Genomic DNA, 13,183 nt, shown 5'->3' with positions numbered 1-13,183 from the left:
ATAGCTTGCGGTTCTGATGAAACACAGTGTGGCACTTTGTCCCCTTGGTGGTATAGCCAGGCGGTGCGCAGGCCATGCACAATACGCGATTCGCACTAAAAACTGACATGACACTTACAGAGCTCAAATATATTGTTGCTGTCGCCCGTGAAAGGCATTTCGGCCGCGCCGCTGATGCCTGCTACGTGTCGCAACCTACCTTGTCTGTCGCCATCAAGAAGCTGGAGGAAGAACTCGAGGTCAAGCTGTTTGAACGCAGTGCCTCGGAAGTGTCGGTCACCAGTCTCGGTGACCAGATCGTGCGCCAGGCGCAAATCGTGCTGGACCAGGCCGCAGCCATCAAGGAAATTGCCAAGCGCGGCAAGGACCCGCTGGCCGGTGTGCTGACCCTGGGCGTGATCTATACCATCGGCCCTTATCTGCTGCCTGAGCTGGTGCGCCAGTCGATCGAGCGCACGCCGCAGATGCCGTTGATGATCAACGAAAACATGACCGCCAAGCTGCTGGAAATGCTGCGTACCGGTGAGATCGACTGCGCCATCGTGGCCGAGCCCTTCCCCGATACCGGCCTGGCCATGGCCCCGCTGTATGACGAGCCCTTCTTTGCCGCCGTGCCCAGCGTGCACCCGCTCGCGACCCGCGACAGCATCTCGGCCAGCGAGCTGAAGAACGAAACCATGCTGCTGTTGGGCGCTGGCCACTGCTTCCGTGACCATGTGCTCGAAGTCTGCCCCGAGTTCGCCCGCTACTCCAGCAACACCGAAGGCATTCGCCGCACCTTTGAAGGCTCGTCGCTCGAGACCATCAAGCACATGGTGGCTGCCGGCATGGGCGTCACCCTGGTGCCCCGCCTGTCGGTGCCCAAGGATGCGCTGGAAAAGGGTGTGCGCCGCCGCAAGTCGGACGAGACCCATATCCGCTACATTCCGCTGACCGACGAGATCAACGACGAAGCACCCAAGCGCCGCGTGGTGCTGGTGTGGCGCCGCAGCTTCACCCGCTACGAAGCCATCGCCGCTCTGCGCAATGCTATCTTCGCCTGCAACCTGCCAGGCGTGACCATGCTGCAAGCCTAAAGCGCGCTGCACGGTTTCTTTGGGACCCCATGCACGGCATGCCTGCATGGGGTTTTGTATTTTCTGGGGTGTTGTGAACGTGTTGTCTGTGTTGTTGCCGCTGCGGCGGCTGTCGTCGTTGGCCGCAGGCCGAGGCCTGTGTCGCCAGGGTCTGTGCTTGGCTGCGCTGATGCTTTTCGGTGCAGGGCAAGCGATGGCTCAGAGCAGCCACCTGCCTGGGGGATCGAGCTTCGTCTTTCAGGTCTTGGCCATGCTGGATGCCTGGATGCCGGCGCTGCTGGTTGCCTGGTTGCTGGCGGGGGCGCTGGTTTGGCGCTGGCTGCCGCGCAGGCAGACGGCCCTGCTGTATGCCGCCAAGCGGCCGGTGGCGATGCCGCTGAGCGTGGCGGCTGGCTGCCTGCTGGTGTTTGCGATGCTGGCCTGGGTGGTGGTCTACCCCGAGCATGGCGGCCATGCCCGCTTGATAGCCGCAGATGCAGCGGCCCAGCAATGGGCGCAAGACCATGTCTCGGCGCCGTTGCGCGAGGTATTGCATGTGCTGACCGCTGCTGGCGATGTGCGCTGGCTGGTGGTCCTGGTGCTGCTGGTGGCGGGCTGGTTGGCACTGGGTGCGCAGTGGCAGGCCTTGTGGGCCTGGGTGTTCTTTATCGGCCTCAACGGCCTGGCCGTGCGCTTGCTGAAAAACCTGCTGGACCGCGCCCGCCCCGAGGTGCTGCATGAGATGCTGACATCGGGTGCCAGCTTCCCCAGTGGCCACACCTCCGGTGCCGTGGTGGTCTATGGCCTGCTGTGGCTGGTGCTGCGCGGCCGGCTCTCGCCCGGCGCAAGCCGCATGCTGGCCTGGATCTGTGGTGTGCTGGTGGCCACCATTGCGCTCAGCCGCATCCTGCTGCAGGCGCACTTTGCCAGCGATGTGCTGGCGGGCGCCTTGCTGGGCCTGGCCTGGTGCGCGCTGGCGGCCCTGGTGCTGGAGCGGGGCGGGCGCCAAAATTGACAAAGAGAGGGCACAGGGTAGGGCTCTGACGCTATGCTTGCCCCCTATGTCTGCTGCTGCCCATCCCTCCATCTCGCTGTCTGAGCGCTTTGCGCTGTACCTGGATCTGATCCGCTTCAACCGGCCTGCGGGCTGGCTGGTGCTGGTCTGGCCCACTCTGGTGGCGCTCTGGGCGGCGTCGGGGGGCTTTCCAGGCTGGCACCTGGTGCTGGTGTTTGTGGCGGGCACTTTTCTGATGCGCAGCGCCGGCTGCTGCATCAATGACATTGCCGACCGCAAGTTCGACCGCCATGTCAAACGCACGGCCCAGCGCCCCATCACCACGGGCAAGATTTCGGTGTTCGAGGCGGCGATGGTCGGCGTTGTTCTGACCTTGCTGTCGCTGGCGCTGGTGCTGACCACGCGCTGGGAAGCGGTGGCCTGGTCGGTGCCTGCGGTGCTGTTCACCATCCTCTACCCGTTCACCAAGCGCTTTTTCGCGATGCCCCAGGCGTTCTTGGGCATTGCCTTCAACTTTGGGGTGCTGATTGCGTTTGCCGCCGTGCAGGGACAGGTGCCGCTGATGGCCTGGCTGCTGTGGCTGGCCAATATGTGCATGGTGCTGGCCTATGACACCGAGTACGCGATGGTGGACCGCGATGACGATCTGAAGATCGGCATGAAGACCTCGGCCATCACCTTGGGGCGCTTTGATGTGGCGGCCATCATGGCCTTTTTCGTGGTCTGCCTGGGCCTGACGGTGCTGGCACTGGCACCCCTGCAGCTGGCCTGGCCCTGGTGGCTGGGCGTGGCCGTGGCTGCTGCGCAGATGCTGTGGCACTACAGCCTGATCCGCCAGCGCACGCGCGAAGGCTGCTTTACCGCCTTCAGCAAAAGCCATTGGATTGGCGTGAGCCTGTTTGCCGGTGTGGCGCTTGCGTTTGCGCTCTAAGCACCTGTTCTAAGCACCCTCTGAAGGACTTGCCCGCAAGTCCTTTTTTCATGCCCATCTGGCGGTGCTGCGCGCGTGACAAATGCATGAAACGCAGACAAAAAAGCGGCCATCGCTAGATGGCCGCTAACACTGGAGTCGCAGGAAAAAAACGTTAATTTCTTCGAAGAATTGCGTGGATACTTCGAAAAAATGTCTCAAATCATGGTGTTGTGTAAGCCAGAGTTTAATCCAAAGTGTCAAACACTGCATCATCCGGGCCTACAAAAGCCGGAGAACGCCAGGTGACATCTCGCAAATTACGGGCAATCTGGTTCTCAACGCCCATCAAAACCGCAAACAAAGCCATGCGCACAGGGATGCCATTGTCGGTCTGGCGGAAGATGGCCAGGCGCGGGTCCAGGTTCAGGTCGGTGGACAGGTCATTGGCGCCGGCGCGGGCATCGCGCGGCAGCGGGTGCATGATGATGGTGTCCGGTTTGCAGACGGCATCGACCAGCGATTTCTGCACCTGGAACTCGGGGGTGTAGCCCTCGATGTTCTCACCGGCAAAGCGCTCTTTCTGGATACGCGTGGCATAGACCACATCGGCGCCCTTGAGGTCCTGCAGCGAGGTGGAGACCTCCACCACATGGCCATTGGTCGAGGCCAGCTCGATCAGGTAGGCGGGCATCTCCAGCGAGCTGGGCGAAATCAGGGTGAACTTCATGCCCTTGTAGAGCGACAGCAGGCGGATCAGCGAGTGCACCGTGCGGCCGTACTTCAAGTCGCCCACCATGGCGATGTGCGCGCCATCCATCAGCTTGCCCAGGCGCGAGAACTCGCGCTGGATCGTGTACATGTCCAGGATCGCCTGGCTGGGGTGCTCGCCCGGGCCGTCGCCCGCGTTGATAACGGGGATGTTGGTGGCGCGTGCAAACTCGGCCACCGAGCCTTGCTCGGGGTGGCGGATGACCAGCGCATCGACATAGCCCGCCATCACGCGGCTGGTGTCATAGATCGATTCGCCCTTGGCCATCGACGAGAAGGTGAAGCCGGTGGTGTCGCAGACCGAGCCGCCCAGGCGGCTGAAGGCGGCGCCAAAGCTCACGCGGGTGCGGGTGCTGGCCTCAAAGAACAGGCTGCCCATGACGGCGCCTTCGAGCACACGACAAACCTTGTGGCGGCGCGCAATGGGCTGCATCACATCGGCAATGCGGAACAGCTCCTCGAGGCTTTCGCGCTCCAGCTGGGCCACCGACAGCAGCTGCGGGCGGCCATCGGCCGACATGCGCTCGGCCAGCGGGCGATGGTGCTTCTGGGCATCGTGACCGGCGGCTTCGCGGTACAGGATTTCGGAGACAAACTTCTGCGCCATATCGGGCATGGCGCGGGCTTCGCCCGAGGCCTCCGGCAGCAGCCAGGTGTCCAGGGTGCGGCGGCGCACGCCCAGGCGCTCGGCAAAGGCGTCGCGCGTCAAGTTCAAACGGCGCATTGCGTCGCGAAGAAAATCCTGTTGGCTGTCCATGGGCCGTGCTCCGATTGCAGAGGAATAAATGCGGCTGAATTATACGCTTTGCGTTTGACTTTTGTGTGAAATATACGCAATGCGTTGCTGCATTTGTGCAAAGTTGCTGGCGCAGGTGGGGCGCACCTGTATTTGGCTGGAGACTGGCGCTGCAGGAGTTTGAGAATCTGTTCTCCTCGGACCGCGACAGTGTCTTTGCGGGATGGGATGCTAGGGGGGCGCCCAGCCGCGCAGTGCGCAGCCAATAGCCAGCTATTGGCAAGCGCTGCAACGCCGCAGACCGCCCCTGCCCGGGCGGCCGCAAAGGCGCTGGCTCTTAGCCGCCGAACTCGTCGCCAAGCGCCTTGGCGCGGCGCTCGGCCGCATGCATTGCGCCGATGAAGTGGGCGGCGATATCGGCGCCCCGCATGTGCTCCAGCGCGGCAAAGGTGGTGCCACCCTTGCTGGTGACGCGCTCACGCAGCACGGCAGGCGCCTCGCCCGATTGCGCAGCCAAGGCCGATGCACCGCTGAAGGTGCCAATGGCCAGCTGCAGTGCTTGCTCGGCGGGCAGGCCCATCTCGACACCGGCTTGCTGCATGGCTTCGAGGAAGTAGAAGACATAGGCAGGGCCCGAGCCCGACAGCGCGGTGACCGCATCGAGCTGCGACTCTTGCTGCACCCAGACCAACTGGCCGGTGGTGCTGATGATCTGCTCGGCCAGCTGCTGCTGGGCGGCGCTGACTTGGGGGCGGGCAAACAAGCCCGTCATGCCCTGGCCCACCAGGGCCGGGGTGTTGGGCATGGCGCGCACGATCTGGTCGTTGCCCAGCCAATGGGCAATGCTGTCGCTGCGGATGCCGGCGGCCACGCTCAGGTGCAGCGCATGGCGGCTGTGGTCGGCAACGGCGGCAGCGGCCTGGGCAAAGGTTTGTGGCTTGACGGCCCAGACAACGACCTGGGCCTGCGCCAGGCTGCTGTCTGCGGCGGGCAGCGCATGGATGCCAAACTGCTGCTGCAGGGTTTGGCGCTGGGGTTCGTAGGGCTCGACGACCTGGATACGGTCTTTGGGCAGGCCCTGGCGGATCAGGCCGCCGATGATGGCGCTGGCCATGTTGCCGCCGCCGATGAAGGCGATGGCGGGGAATTGGGACAGATCGGTAGTGGACATGGCGGCAGGTGCAAACAATGAGAAAAGAGGGCAAAACCAGCGCGTGCTGCTGTGGCTGCCACTATAGCGGCGGCCTGCGCAAAGCTCAAACCTCCCATGCGGCAAGCCATGCGGGACGCACAGGTTTTGCTATCAATTTCAATTGCGATGCGATTGACCTGCGCTGCTGGGTGCAGTGGCGCAGGCCGGCGTTTCCACCAGCGCCAGAAACTGCGTGACCTGGGCCGGGTTGAAGTTGTTGTCGCTCACCAGCAGCAGCACGCGCTCGCCGCTGGCCAGGCGCGGGCCCCAGGTCATGCCTTCCAGGTTGTCCACGGTGCGCAGGCCCAACTGCGCAAAATCCAGCAACAGCTCTTTGTGGGCCGGCGTGTATGCGGCGTCCTGCAAAGTATCGATCGCCAAGGTGTCGCTGGCTTGCTGGGTGTTGATGCGGTAAAGGCGCGCAGAAAAACCGGCGCCCAGCACATAGGCGCGCTCCAGCACCAGCAGGTGGTCGGGGCCATCGGCCAGGATCTCGCTGACGCCATTGATGGCGATCAGGGGCAGCAGCAGGTTGTCCTTGGGCAGCGCGTCGGGGATGTAGGCGATCTGCCGCAGCGGCTGCTGGCTGGCCAGGTCGTACTGGGTGATGCGCAGCGGCCCGCCGATCTGGCCTCGGCGCGGCAGCGGGCCGTCCTGGCGCAGGGCGCCTTCCATCGATAGCCACAGGCTGCGCTGGTCCTCGCTGATTGCGATGCCTTCCAGGGTCATGTTGTTGCGCGGGCCCCGGCCGGTTTCGGGCTGCAGCGGGCCTTGCAGCAGCGCGGGCAGAGGCCAGGTTTTTTGCCAGCTGCCATCCAGCGCGGCCTGCTGCAAAGAGGGGCCAAAGCCGCGTGCAAAGTCGCCTTCGCTGCTCCAGACCACACTGTGCCCGCCGGGCAGCAGCCGCAGGGCTTCGGGGTCTGGGACCGCTGTATCGGCTGTGGCCGTGCGGCTGCTGGGGTAGGGTGTGCCGGCCGGTGTCTGCAGGTAGTGCTGGCCTGTGATGCTGACCTGCTGCAGGCCGCTGGCGTCATAGCGGATGCGGGCCTGGTACCAGCGGGCGCTGTCCTTGGCCGAGCGGTCGTCGCTCACCAGGTAGTAGCTGTCATCGGCGGGGTTGTAGTCGATGGACGAGAGCCCGCCGATGGGGACGCCGGCCCATTCGGTATCCAGCGGCCAGCGTTGCTCGCCCAGCAGTTGCAAGGCGGGGCTGCCGGGGGCATGGCAGGCGACGGCAACGGCGCTGTGGGTGGAGGTGGAAGCGGGGCGGTGTGCAGGTTCCGGCGAGGTCTTGCAGCCGGCCAGGAGCAGGACCAAAGCGGAGAGCGAGAGCGCGTTCAACAGACCCAACGAATAATGTATTTGGATATTGATTTTCATAGCATTTTTCGCAAGTGTAGCGCCTTGTTGCACCGGCAATTGTTGACATTTTCAAACCGGAATCGCTACTTATCATCTCGCCTGCCGAGGCCTGTCTGTGTGTGCGCTGCATGCCACAGCTTCGGGCGATGAAGGGGGAAGAGCAATGACATCCAACATACAAAAATGGTCGGCGGAATGCCTGGGAACGTTCTGGCTGACGTTTGGCGGTTGCGGCAGCGCGGTGCTGGCCGCCGCTTTCCCTGAGCTGGGTATTGGCCTTTTGGGCGTATCGCTGGCTTTTGGCCTGACGGTGCTGACCGGTGCCTATGCCTTTGGCCCGATCTCGGGCGGCCATTTCAACCCGGCCGTGTCCGTGGGTTTGACGGTGGCCGGGCGCTTCAAGGCGTCCGAGCTGCCGGGCTACATCGTTGCCCAGGTGCTGGGTGCCATCGTGGCCGCCGGTCTGCTTTACCTGATTGCCAGCGGCAAGGCTGGCGCCCAGGTTACGGACCTGGCCACCAATGGCTTTGGCGAGCACTCGCCCGGCAAGTTCTCGATGCTGGCTGCACTGCTGACCGAAGTGGTGCTGACGGCTGTGTTCCTGCTGGTGATTCTGGGCTCGACCACTAAGAAGGCGGCCGTGGGCTTTGCCGGTATGAGCATTGGCCTGTGCCTGACCTTGATCCACCTGATCTCGATCCCCGTGACCAATACCTCGGTCAACCCGGCACGCAGCACCGGCCCGGCGCTTTTTGGCCCCTCGATTGCGCTGGAGCAGCTGTGGCTGTTCTGGTTGGCGCCGATCGTGGGCGCCGTGATCGGTGCGCTGATCCACCGCGCCTTGCTGGGTGGCGACGAGGAATAAGCGGATCCCATTGAAGGCATAAAAAAACAGGGGCTGCGGCCCCTGTTGTCGTTGTGCAGCGCTGGCTTTATCGCGCCGTGGTCTGGCGCACCGCCTGTTCCCAACGCGCCATCAGCGCATCGGCGCGCGCCTTGTCCTGCGTGGGCATAAAGCGGCGCTCGGCCTTCCACAGCGCCGACAGCTCTTCGCTGTTTTGGTAGATGCCGGTGGTCAGGCCCGCCAGGTAGGCGGCGCCCAGGGCCGTGGTCTCCACGCAGGCAGGACGCACCACCGGAATGCCCAGCAAATCCGCCTGGAACTGCATCAGCAGGTTGTTGACGCTGGCGCCGCCATCGACCCGCAGCTCGCTCACCGGCTGGCCGCCGTTGGCGACGGCATCCAGGCTCATGGCTTGCAGCAGTGCCGCGCTTTGGTAGGCAATGGATTCCAGCGCCGCGCGGGCAATATGGGCCACCGTGGTGCCCCGGGTCAGGCCGGTGATGGTGCCCCGGGCATCGGCATCCCAGTAGGGTGCGCCCAGGCCGGTAAAGGCGGGCACCATCATCACGCCGCCGCTGTCGGGCACGCTCTCGGCCAGCTGCTGCACCTGGCCGCTGTGCTCAATGGCGCGCAGGCCATCGCGCAGCCATTGCACGACGGCGCCGCCGACGAAGACGCTACCTTCGAGCGCAAACTGGGCTTGGCTGTCGGTCTGCGCGGCGCTGGTGGTCAGCAGGCCATTGCGTGAGGGGTGGAACTGCGTGCCGGTGTGCATCAGCATGAAGCAGCCGGTGCCATAGGTGTTCTTGGCCATGCCCGGTGCAAAGCAGGCTTGGCCAAACAGCGCGCTTTGCTGGTCGCCAGCCATGCCGCCGATGTGGATGGCGGCGCCCAGCACCTGGGCGGCGGTATCGCCAAAATGGCTGGCGGAAGGCTGCACCTCGGGCATCAGCGAGCGCGGAATGTTCAGCAGGTCCAGCAGCTCCTGGTCCCAGGTATTGCTGTGCACGTTGAACAGCATGGTGCGGCTGGCATTGCTCACATCGGTGACATGGCGCTGGCCCTGGGTCAGCTGCCAGACCAGCCAGGTATCGACCGTGCCAAAGGCCAGCTCGCCGCGCTCGGCAGCGGCGCGGGCGCCCGGCACATGGTCCAGCAGCCACTGCAGCTTGGTGCCCGAGAAATAGGCGTCGACCAGCAGGCCGGTCTTTTGCTGGATGCGTTCGGCATGGCCATCGGCACGCAGCTGGGCGCAGACAGGCTCGGCACGGCGGTCCTGCCAGACCAGGGCGTTGTGGATGGGCTGGCCGGTCTTGCGGTTCCAGACGATGGTGGTCTCGCGCTGGTTGGTGATGCCCAGGCTGGTGACCTGGCTGGCGCTGATGCCGGCGGCCTTCAGCGCTTCTTGCGCGGTGGCCAGCTGCGTGCCCCAGATCTGCATCGGGTCGTGCTCCACATGGCCGGGGCGGGGGTAGATTTGCGGCAGCTCGCGCTGCGCCTGGGCCACGATGGCGCCCTGGCGGTCAAACACAATGGTGCGGGAGCTGGAGGTGCCCTGGTCCAGAGCGAGCAGATAGGTCATGTCTCAAGGCCGGTCTGAGCCGGTAGTTCAGTCAAGTCAACAAAGGGGCAGGGGGGGGGGGCTGGCCGTCAGGCGACGGTGCAGCGCACATGGGCTTCCTGCAGCAGCCGGGGGAAAGGCTCGGGCGGCGGGGCATCGGTAAACAGCCGGTCGATGCGCGACAGCGGGCCCACTTCCACCATCGCCGGGCGGCCAAACTTGCTGTGGTCGGCCGCCATCCAGACCTCGCGCGCCTGGTCCATGATGGTCTGGGCCACTTTCACCTCGCGGAAGTCGTAGTCGCGCAGGCTGCCATCCGATTCGATGCCGGAGATGCCGATCAGCGCGATGTCCACGCGGAACTGGCGGATGAAGTCCACCGCAGCCTCGCCGATGATGCCCCGGTCCCGGCCGCGCACCACGCCGCCGGCAACGATCACCTCGCAGTCGGCATTGCTGCTCAAGGTGGCTGCGACATTGAGGTTGTTGGTGATGATGCGCAGCCCCCGGTGCTGCATCAGCGCACGGGCAATCGCCTCGGTGGTGGTGCCGATGTTCAGGATCAGCGAGCAGTTGTGCGGCACCTGGGCGGCCACGGCCTGGGCGATGCGGGTCTTGCCGTCGGCATTGAGGGCTTCGCGCTGCTGGTGGGCCAGGTTCTCGGTGGTGGAGTTGGGCACGCGCACGCCGCCGTGAAAGCGGGTGAGCACGCCCGCTTCGGACAGCCGCTGCACATCGCGGCGTACGGTTTGTAGGGTCACGCCCAGGAAAGCGGCCAGTTCCTCGACGGTGGCCGAGCTGCGGCGCTGCACCTCTTGCAAGAGCAGCAGTTGGCGTGGATTGCTGTTGTAGAGCTCCGTCATGGCGTGGGTCTGAAACGAATAAAAACGAAAACTCCCGCCAATATAGTGCAAAACGCAACAGTTCGGCCAGCCGCTGCGGGTGCGCGCTGAGGCGCTTTTGCAGCAGCAGCCATGGCTGGCGGGTGGTTTTGTCATCAGATTGGCATGCCAGGCTGGCATGCTGGGCTGCGGAGATCTTGGGGTTTGCAGACGGCAAATTTTGCAATAACGAACACAAAAGATCAAAAACGAATAAAATTTAGAGACAAAAGCGCAAAAGCGAATCTCCGCTTCCAGGCTTTGGCTATTTGCCGCGCTGCTGCCCTGTTTGCCGGCGCCGCAACCCTCAGACCTTCATATCTATTTCGCATGTCCACTGCTGCTGCACCGCTGTCTGTTCACCGTACTGATCTGCTGGCCCGCCTGGGCGCCACGCCGGTGTTTGATCTGGTGGTGGTCGGGGGCGGTGCCACCGGCCTGGGCGTGGCGCTGGATGCGGCGGCACGCGGCTTCAAGGTCGCGCTGCTCGAGGCCATGGACTTTGCCAAGGGCACCTCGTCGCGCGCCACCAAGCTGGTGCATGGCGGCGTGCGTTACCTGGCGCAGGGCAATATCTCGCTGGTGCGCGAGGCCTTGCACGAGCGCACCACCTTGCTGAACAACGCGCCGCACATCGCCCAGCCGCTGGCCTTTGTGATGCCTTCCTACAAGATGCTGGACACGCCGTTCTACGGCATCGGCCTCAAGATGTATGACGCGCTGGCGGGCAAGGCGGGTCTGGGTTCCACGCAGTTTCTGTCGGCCGGCGCCACGCGCCGCCTGCTGCCCACGGTGCAGGACAAGGGCCTGAAGGGCGGCGTCAAATACTGGGACGGCCAGTTCGACGATGCCCGCCTGGCCATTGCGCTGGCCCGTACCGCCGCAGCCAAGGGCGCCTTGCTGGTCAACTACTGCCCGGTGATGGAGCTGGTGCAGGAAGAGGGCCGGGTGGCTGGCGTGGTCTGCCGGGATGCGGAATCCGGCCAGCGCTACACGGTGCGTGCGCGCTGCGTGGTGAACGCCACCGGCCCCTGGGTGGACCACCTGCGCCAGCAGGATGCCGAGCTGATGGGCAAGCCCGTCAAGCCCATGGTGGCGCCCAGCCAGGGCGTGCACCTGGTGGTGGACCGGGATTTCCTGCCCTCCGACCATGCCTTGCTGGTGCCCAAGACGGCCGATGGCCGGGTGCTGTTTGCGGTGCCTTGGCTGGGCAAGGTGATTCTGGGCACGACCGACACCCCGCGCCATGACCTGGCGCGCGAACCCCGTCCGTTTGAGGAAGAGCTGAACTTCATCCTGAGCGAAGCGGGTAAGTACCTCAGCCGCGCGCCGACGATGGCCGATGTGCGCAGCATGTGGGCTGGCCTGCGTCCGCTGGTCAAGCCGCAGGACGATGATGGCGAAAACACCAAGGGCATCAGCCGCGAGCACACGGTGCTGACCAGCAAGTCCGGCATGGTGACGGTGACCGGCGGCAAGTGGACCACCTACCGCGCAATGGCCGAGGACGTGCTCAATGCCTGCTTCGATGCCCAGCGCCTGCCGCGCAAGCCCGGTGGCGTGACCGTGAAGCTGCCGCTGGTGGGTACACCAACATCGGGCCGCGCCCAGCACAGCATGCACATGGCCCAGGGCATGCACTCCTATGGCAGCGAGGCCAATTTTGTGGCCACCCTGCCGGGTGCGGACATCTGGCTGGCCAATGGCCTGAGCGAGGCCATGGTGCGCTTTGCCGCGCGCTTTGAATATGCGCGCACCGTGGAAGACGTGCTCGCCCGCCGCAGCCGCCTGCTGTTCCTGGATGCGCGCCTGGCCGCCAAGCTGGCCCCGCGCGTATCGGCCATCCTGCAGGAAGAATTGGGGTCAGACACCGCGCTGACCGCCTTCCTGGTGCTGGCGCAGCAGTACGCCGGCGAAAAAGTGGCGTAAAAATACAAATTTACCGCTGGTTTGGGTACGCACTCTTGACGGAGTGTGCTAGCTCTGACAGAATGGAGGGCTTCGCGTTTAATGCGCGAGGTTTCTGCCCAGGAGAAGCATCGTAAATGGTTGCGGTGTGGACGACGGGCCCAAGACTGACTGGCTGCTTGGCTGTCCATGAGGATTAATTCTTATTGGGCTGTCTGGTCTGCTGGTGCAAGTTGGGAATATTTAAATGATCCAGACAGAATCTCGACTCGAGGTTGCCGACAATACCGGCGCGAAGTCTGTCCAGTGCATCAAAGTGCTGGGTGGTTCGCACCGTCGCTATGCGAGCGTTGGTGACATTATCAAGGTGAGCGTGAAAGAAGCTGCTCCACGTGGCCGCGTCAAAAAAGGCGAGGTTTACAGTGCTGTGGTGGTGCGTACCGCAAAGGGTATTCGCCGTGCTGACGGTTCGCTCGTCAAATTCGATGGCAACGCTGCTGTGTTGCTCAACGCCAAGCTGGAGCCTATCGGCACCCGCATCTTTGGCCCCGTGACCCGTGAACTGCGTACCGAAAAGTTCATGAAGATCGTGTCGCTGGCCCCTGAAGTTCTCTAAAGGAATAGCACTATGAACAAGATTCGCAAGGGCGACGAAGTTATCGTGCTGACCGGCCGTGACAAGGGCAAGCGTGGCGTTGTGACGCTGCGTGCGGACGACTCTCACCTGGTGATCGAAGGCATCAACATGGTGAAGAAGCACGTCAAGCCAAACCCCATGAAGGGCACCAACGGCGGTATCGTGGAAAAGGCCATGCCTATCCACCAATCCAACGTGGCTATCTTCAATGCGGCAACCGGCAAGGCTGATCGCGTGGGCATCAAGGTGAACGCCGACGGCGCACGTGTTCGCGTGTTCAAGTCCAATGGCGCTGATATCGCAGCCTAAGG

12 protein-coding genes are annotated in these 13,183 nt (G+C 63.9%); 7 read left to right on the top strand and 5 right to left on the bottom strand.

What is annotated here, in order from left to right:
* Positions 1 to 107: 107 nt before the first annotated feature.
* The 3 genes from EDF71_RS06895 to ubiA all read left to right on the top strand — a co-directional run bounded on the left by EDF71_RS06895 (position 108) and on the right by ubiA (position 3,001).
* Positions 108 to 1,076: a LysR substrate-binding domain-containing protein gene (locus tag EDF71_RS06895; RefSeq protein WP_021028298.1), complete on the top strand. Its 969-nt coding sequence runs from the start codon at positions 108 to 110 to the stop codon at positions 1,074 to 1,076.
* Between the two features lie 193 nt (positions 1,077 to 1,269).
* A complete protein-coding gene (locus EDF71_RS06890) occupies positions 1,270 to 2,070 on the top strand; it encodes a phosphatase PAP2 family protein (RefSeq protein WP_166656475.1) in 801 nt (266 codons plus the stop codon).
* A gap of 46 nt (positions 2,071 to 2,116) precedes the next feature.
* Complete coding sequence (ubiA, locus tag EDF71_RS06885; RefSeq protein ID WP_133855847.1) at positions 2,117 to 3,001, top strand: 4-hydroxybenzoate octaprenyltransferase; 885 nt, start codon at positions 2,117 to 2,119, stop codon at positions 2,999 to 3,001.
* A 226-nt stretch (positions 3,002 to 3,227) separates the two neighbouring features.
* On the opposite strand, the gene EDF71_RS06880 is transcribed toward ubiA, so the two are convergent.
* The 3 genes from EDF71_RS06880 to EDF71_RS06870 all read right to left on the bottom strand — a co-directional run bounded on the left by EDF71_RS06880 (position 3,228) and on the right by EDF71_RS06870 (position 7,020).
* The gene (locus EDF71_RS06880) at positions 3,228 to 4,508 is read right to left on the bottom strand and encodes an aspartate carbamoyltransferase (RefSeq protein WP_133855846.1); all 1,281 of its coding nucleotides are present in this window, start codon (positions 4,506 to 4,508) and stop codon (positions 3,228 to 3,230) included.
* A gap of 316 nt (positions 4,509 to 4,824) precedes the next feature.
* Entirely contained in the window at positions 4,825 to 5,658 is an 834-nt protein-coding gene (gene proC / locus EDF71_RS06875; RefSeq protein ID WP_133855845.1) for a pyrroline-5-carboxylate reductase, read from the bottom strand.
* 138 nt (positions 5,659 to 5,796) lie between these two features.
* Positions 5,797 to 7,020 (bottom strand): esterase-like activity of phytase family protein, encoded by a 1,224-nt coding sequence (locus EDF71_RS06870; protein WP_243854203.1) that lies wholly within the window; start codon positions 7,018 to 7,020, stop codon positions 5,797 to 5,799.
* A 184-nt stretch (positions 7,021 to 7,204) separates the two neighbouring features.
* Here EDF71_RS06870 and aqpZ point away from each other — a divergent pair, with 184 nt between their 5' ends.
* The gene (gene aqpZ, locus EDF71_RS06865; RefSeq protein WP_133855843.1) at positions 7,205 to 7,906 is read left to right on the top strand and encodes an aquaporin Z; all 702 of its coding nucleotides are present in this window, start codon (positions 7,205 to 7,207) and stop codon (positions 7,904 to 7,906) included.
* A gap of 67 nt (positions 7,907 to 7,973) precedes the next feature.
* On the opposite strand, the gene glpK is transcribed toward aqpZ, so the two are convergent.
* Entirely contained in the window at positions 7,974 to 9,467 is a 1,494-nt protein-coding gene (gene glpK, locus EDF71_RS06860; protein WP_133855842.1) for a glycerol kinase GlpK, read from the bottom strand.
* Positions 9,468 to 9,535: 68 nt separating this feature from the next.
* The gene (locus EDF71_RS06855; RefSeq protein ID WP_133855841.1) at positions 9,536 to 10,309 is read right to left on the bottom strand and encodes a DeoR/GlpR family DNA-binding transcription regulator; all 774 of its coding nucleotides are present in this window, start codon (positions 10,307 to 10,309) and stop codon (positions 9,536 to 9,538) included.
* Positions 10,310 to 10,657: 348 nt separating this feature from the next.
* Here EDF71_RS06855 and EDF71_RS06850 point away from each other — a divergent pair, with 348 nt between their 5' ends.
* The 3 genes from EDF71_RS06850 (at position 10,658) to rplX (ending at position 13,181) form a co-directional block, all read left to right on the top strand.
* A complete protein-coding gene (locus EDF71_RS06850; RefSeq protein ID WP_133855840.1) occupies positions 10,658 to 12,256 on the top strand; it encodes a glycerol-3-phosphate dehydrogenase/oxidase in 1,599 nt (532 codons plus the stop codon).
* A 226-nt stretch (positions 12,257 to 12,482) separates the two neighbouring features.
* Complete coding sequence (gene rplN, locus EDF71_RS06845; protein ID WP_027016133.1) at positions 12,483 to 12,851, top strand: 50S ribosomal protein L14; 369 nt, start codon at positions 12,483 to 12,485, stop codon at positions 12,849 to 12,851.
* A 12-nt stretch (positions 12,852 to 12,863) separates the two neighbouring features.
* Positions 12,864 to 13,181 (top strand): 50S ribosomal protein L24, encoded by a 318-nt coding sequence (gene rplX / locus EDF71_RS06840; RefSeq protein WP_133855839.1) that lies wholly within the window; start codon positions 12,864 to 12,866, stop codon positions 13,179 to 13,181.
* Positions 13,182 to 13,183 lie beyond the last annotated feature (2 nt).

The organism is Comamonas sp. JUb58 (genome assembly GCF_004364775.1).
In the GTDB taxonomy this organism is placed as follows: domain Bacteria; phylum Pseudomonadota; class Gammaproteobacteria; order Burkholderiales; family Burkholderiaceae_C; genus Comamonas.
This window is presented reverse-complemented; position numbering and strand designations above follow the sequence as displayed.

Bases quoted from the DNA above. Each gene is read 5' to 3' on its own strand.
- EDF71_RS06895 (WP_021028298.1), top strand. From the start codon at position 108: ATGACACTTACAGAGCTCAAATATATTGTTGCTGTCGCCCGTGAAAGG.
- EDF71_RS06890 (WP_166656475.1), top strand. From the start codon at position 1,270: ATGGCTCAGAGCAGCCACCTGCCTGGGGGATCGAGCTTCGTCTTTCAG.
- ubiA (WP_133855847.1), top strand. From the start codon at position 2,117: ATGTCTGCTGCTGCCCATCCCTCCATCTCGCTGTCTGAGCGCTTTGCG.
- EDF71_RS06880 (WP_133855846.1), bottom strand. From the start codon at position 4,508: ATGGACAGCCAACAGGATTTTCTTCGCGACGCAATGCGCCGTTTGAAC.
- proC (WP_133855845.1), bottom strand. From the start codon at position 5,658: ATGTCCACTACCGATCTGTCCCAATTCCCCGCCATCGCCTTCATCGGC.
- aqpZ (WP_133855843.1), top strand. From the start codon at position 7,205: ATGACATCCAACATACAAAAATGGTCGGCGGAATGCCTGGGAACGTTC.
- glpK (WP_133855842.1), bottom strand. From the start codon at position 9,467: ATGACCTATCTGCTCGCTCTGGACCAGGGCACCTCCAGCTCCCGCACC.
- EDF71_RS06855 (WP_133855841.1), bottom strand. From the start codon at position 10,309: ATGACGGAGCTCTACAACAGCAATCCACGCCAACTGCTGCTCTTGCAA.
- EDF71_RS06850 (WP_133855840.1), top strand. From the start codon at position 10,658: ATGTCCACTGCTGCTGCACCGCTGTCTGTTCACCGTACTGATCTGCTG.
- rplN (WP_027016133.1), top strand. From the start codon at position 12,483: ATGATCCAGACAGAATCTCGACTCGAGGTTGCCGACAATACCGGCGCG.
- rplX (WP_133855839.1), top strand. From the start codon at position 12,864: ATGAACAAGATTCGCAAGGGCGACGAAGTTATCGTGCTGACCGGCCGT.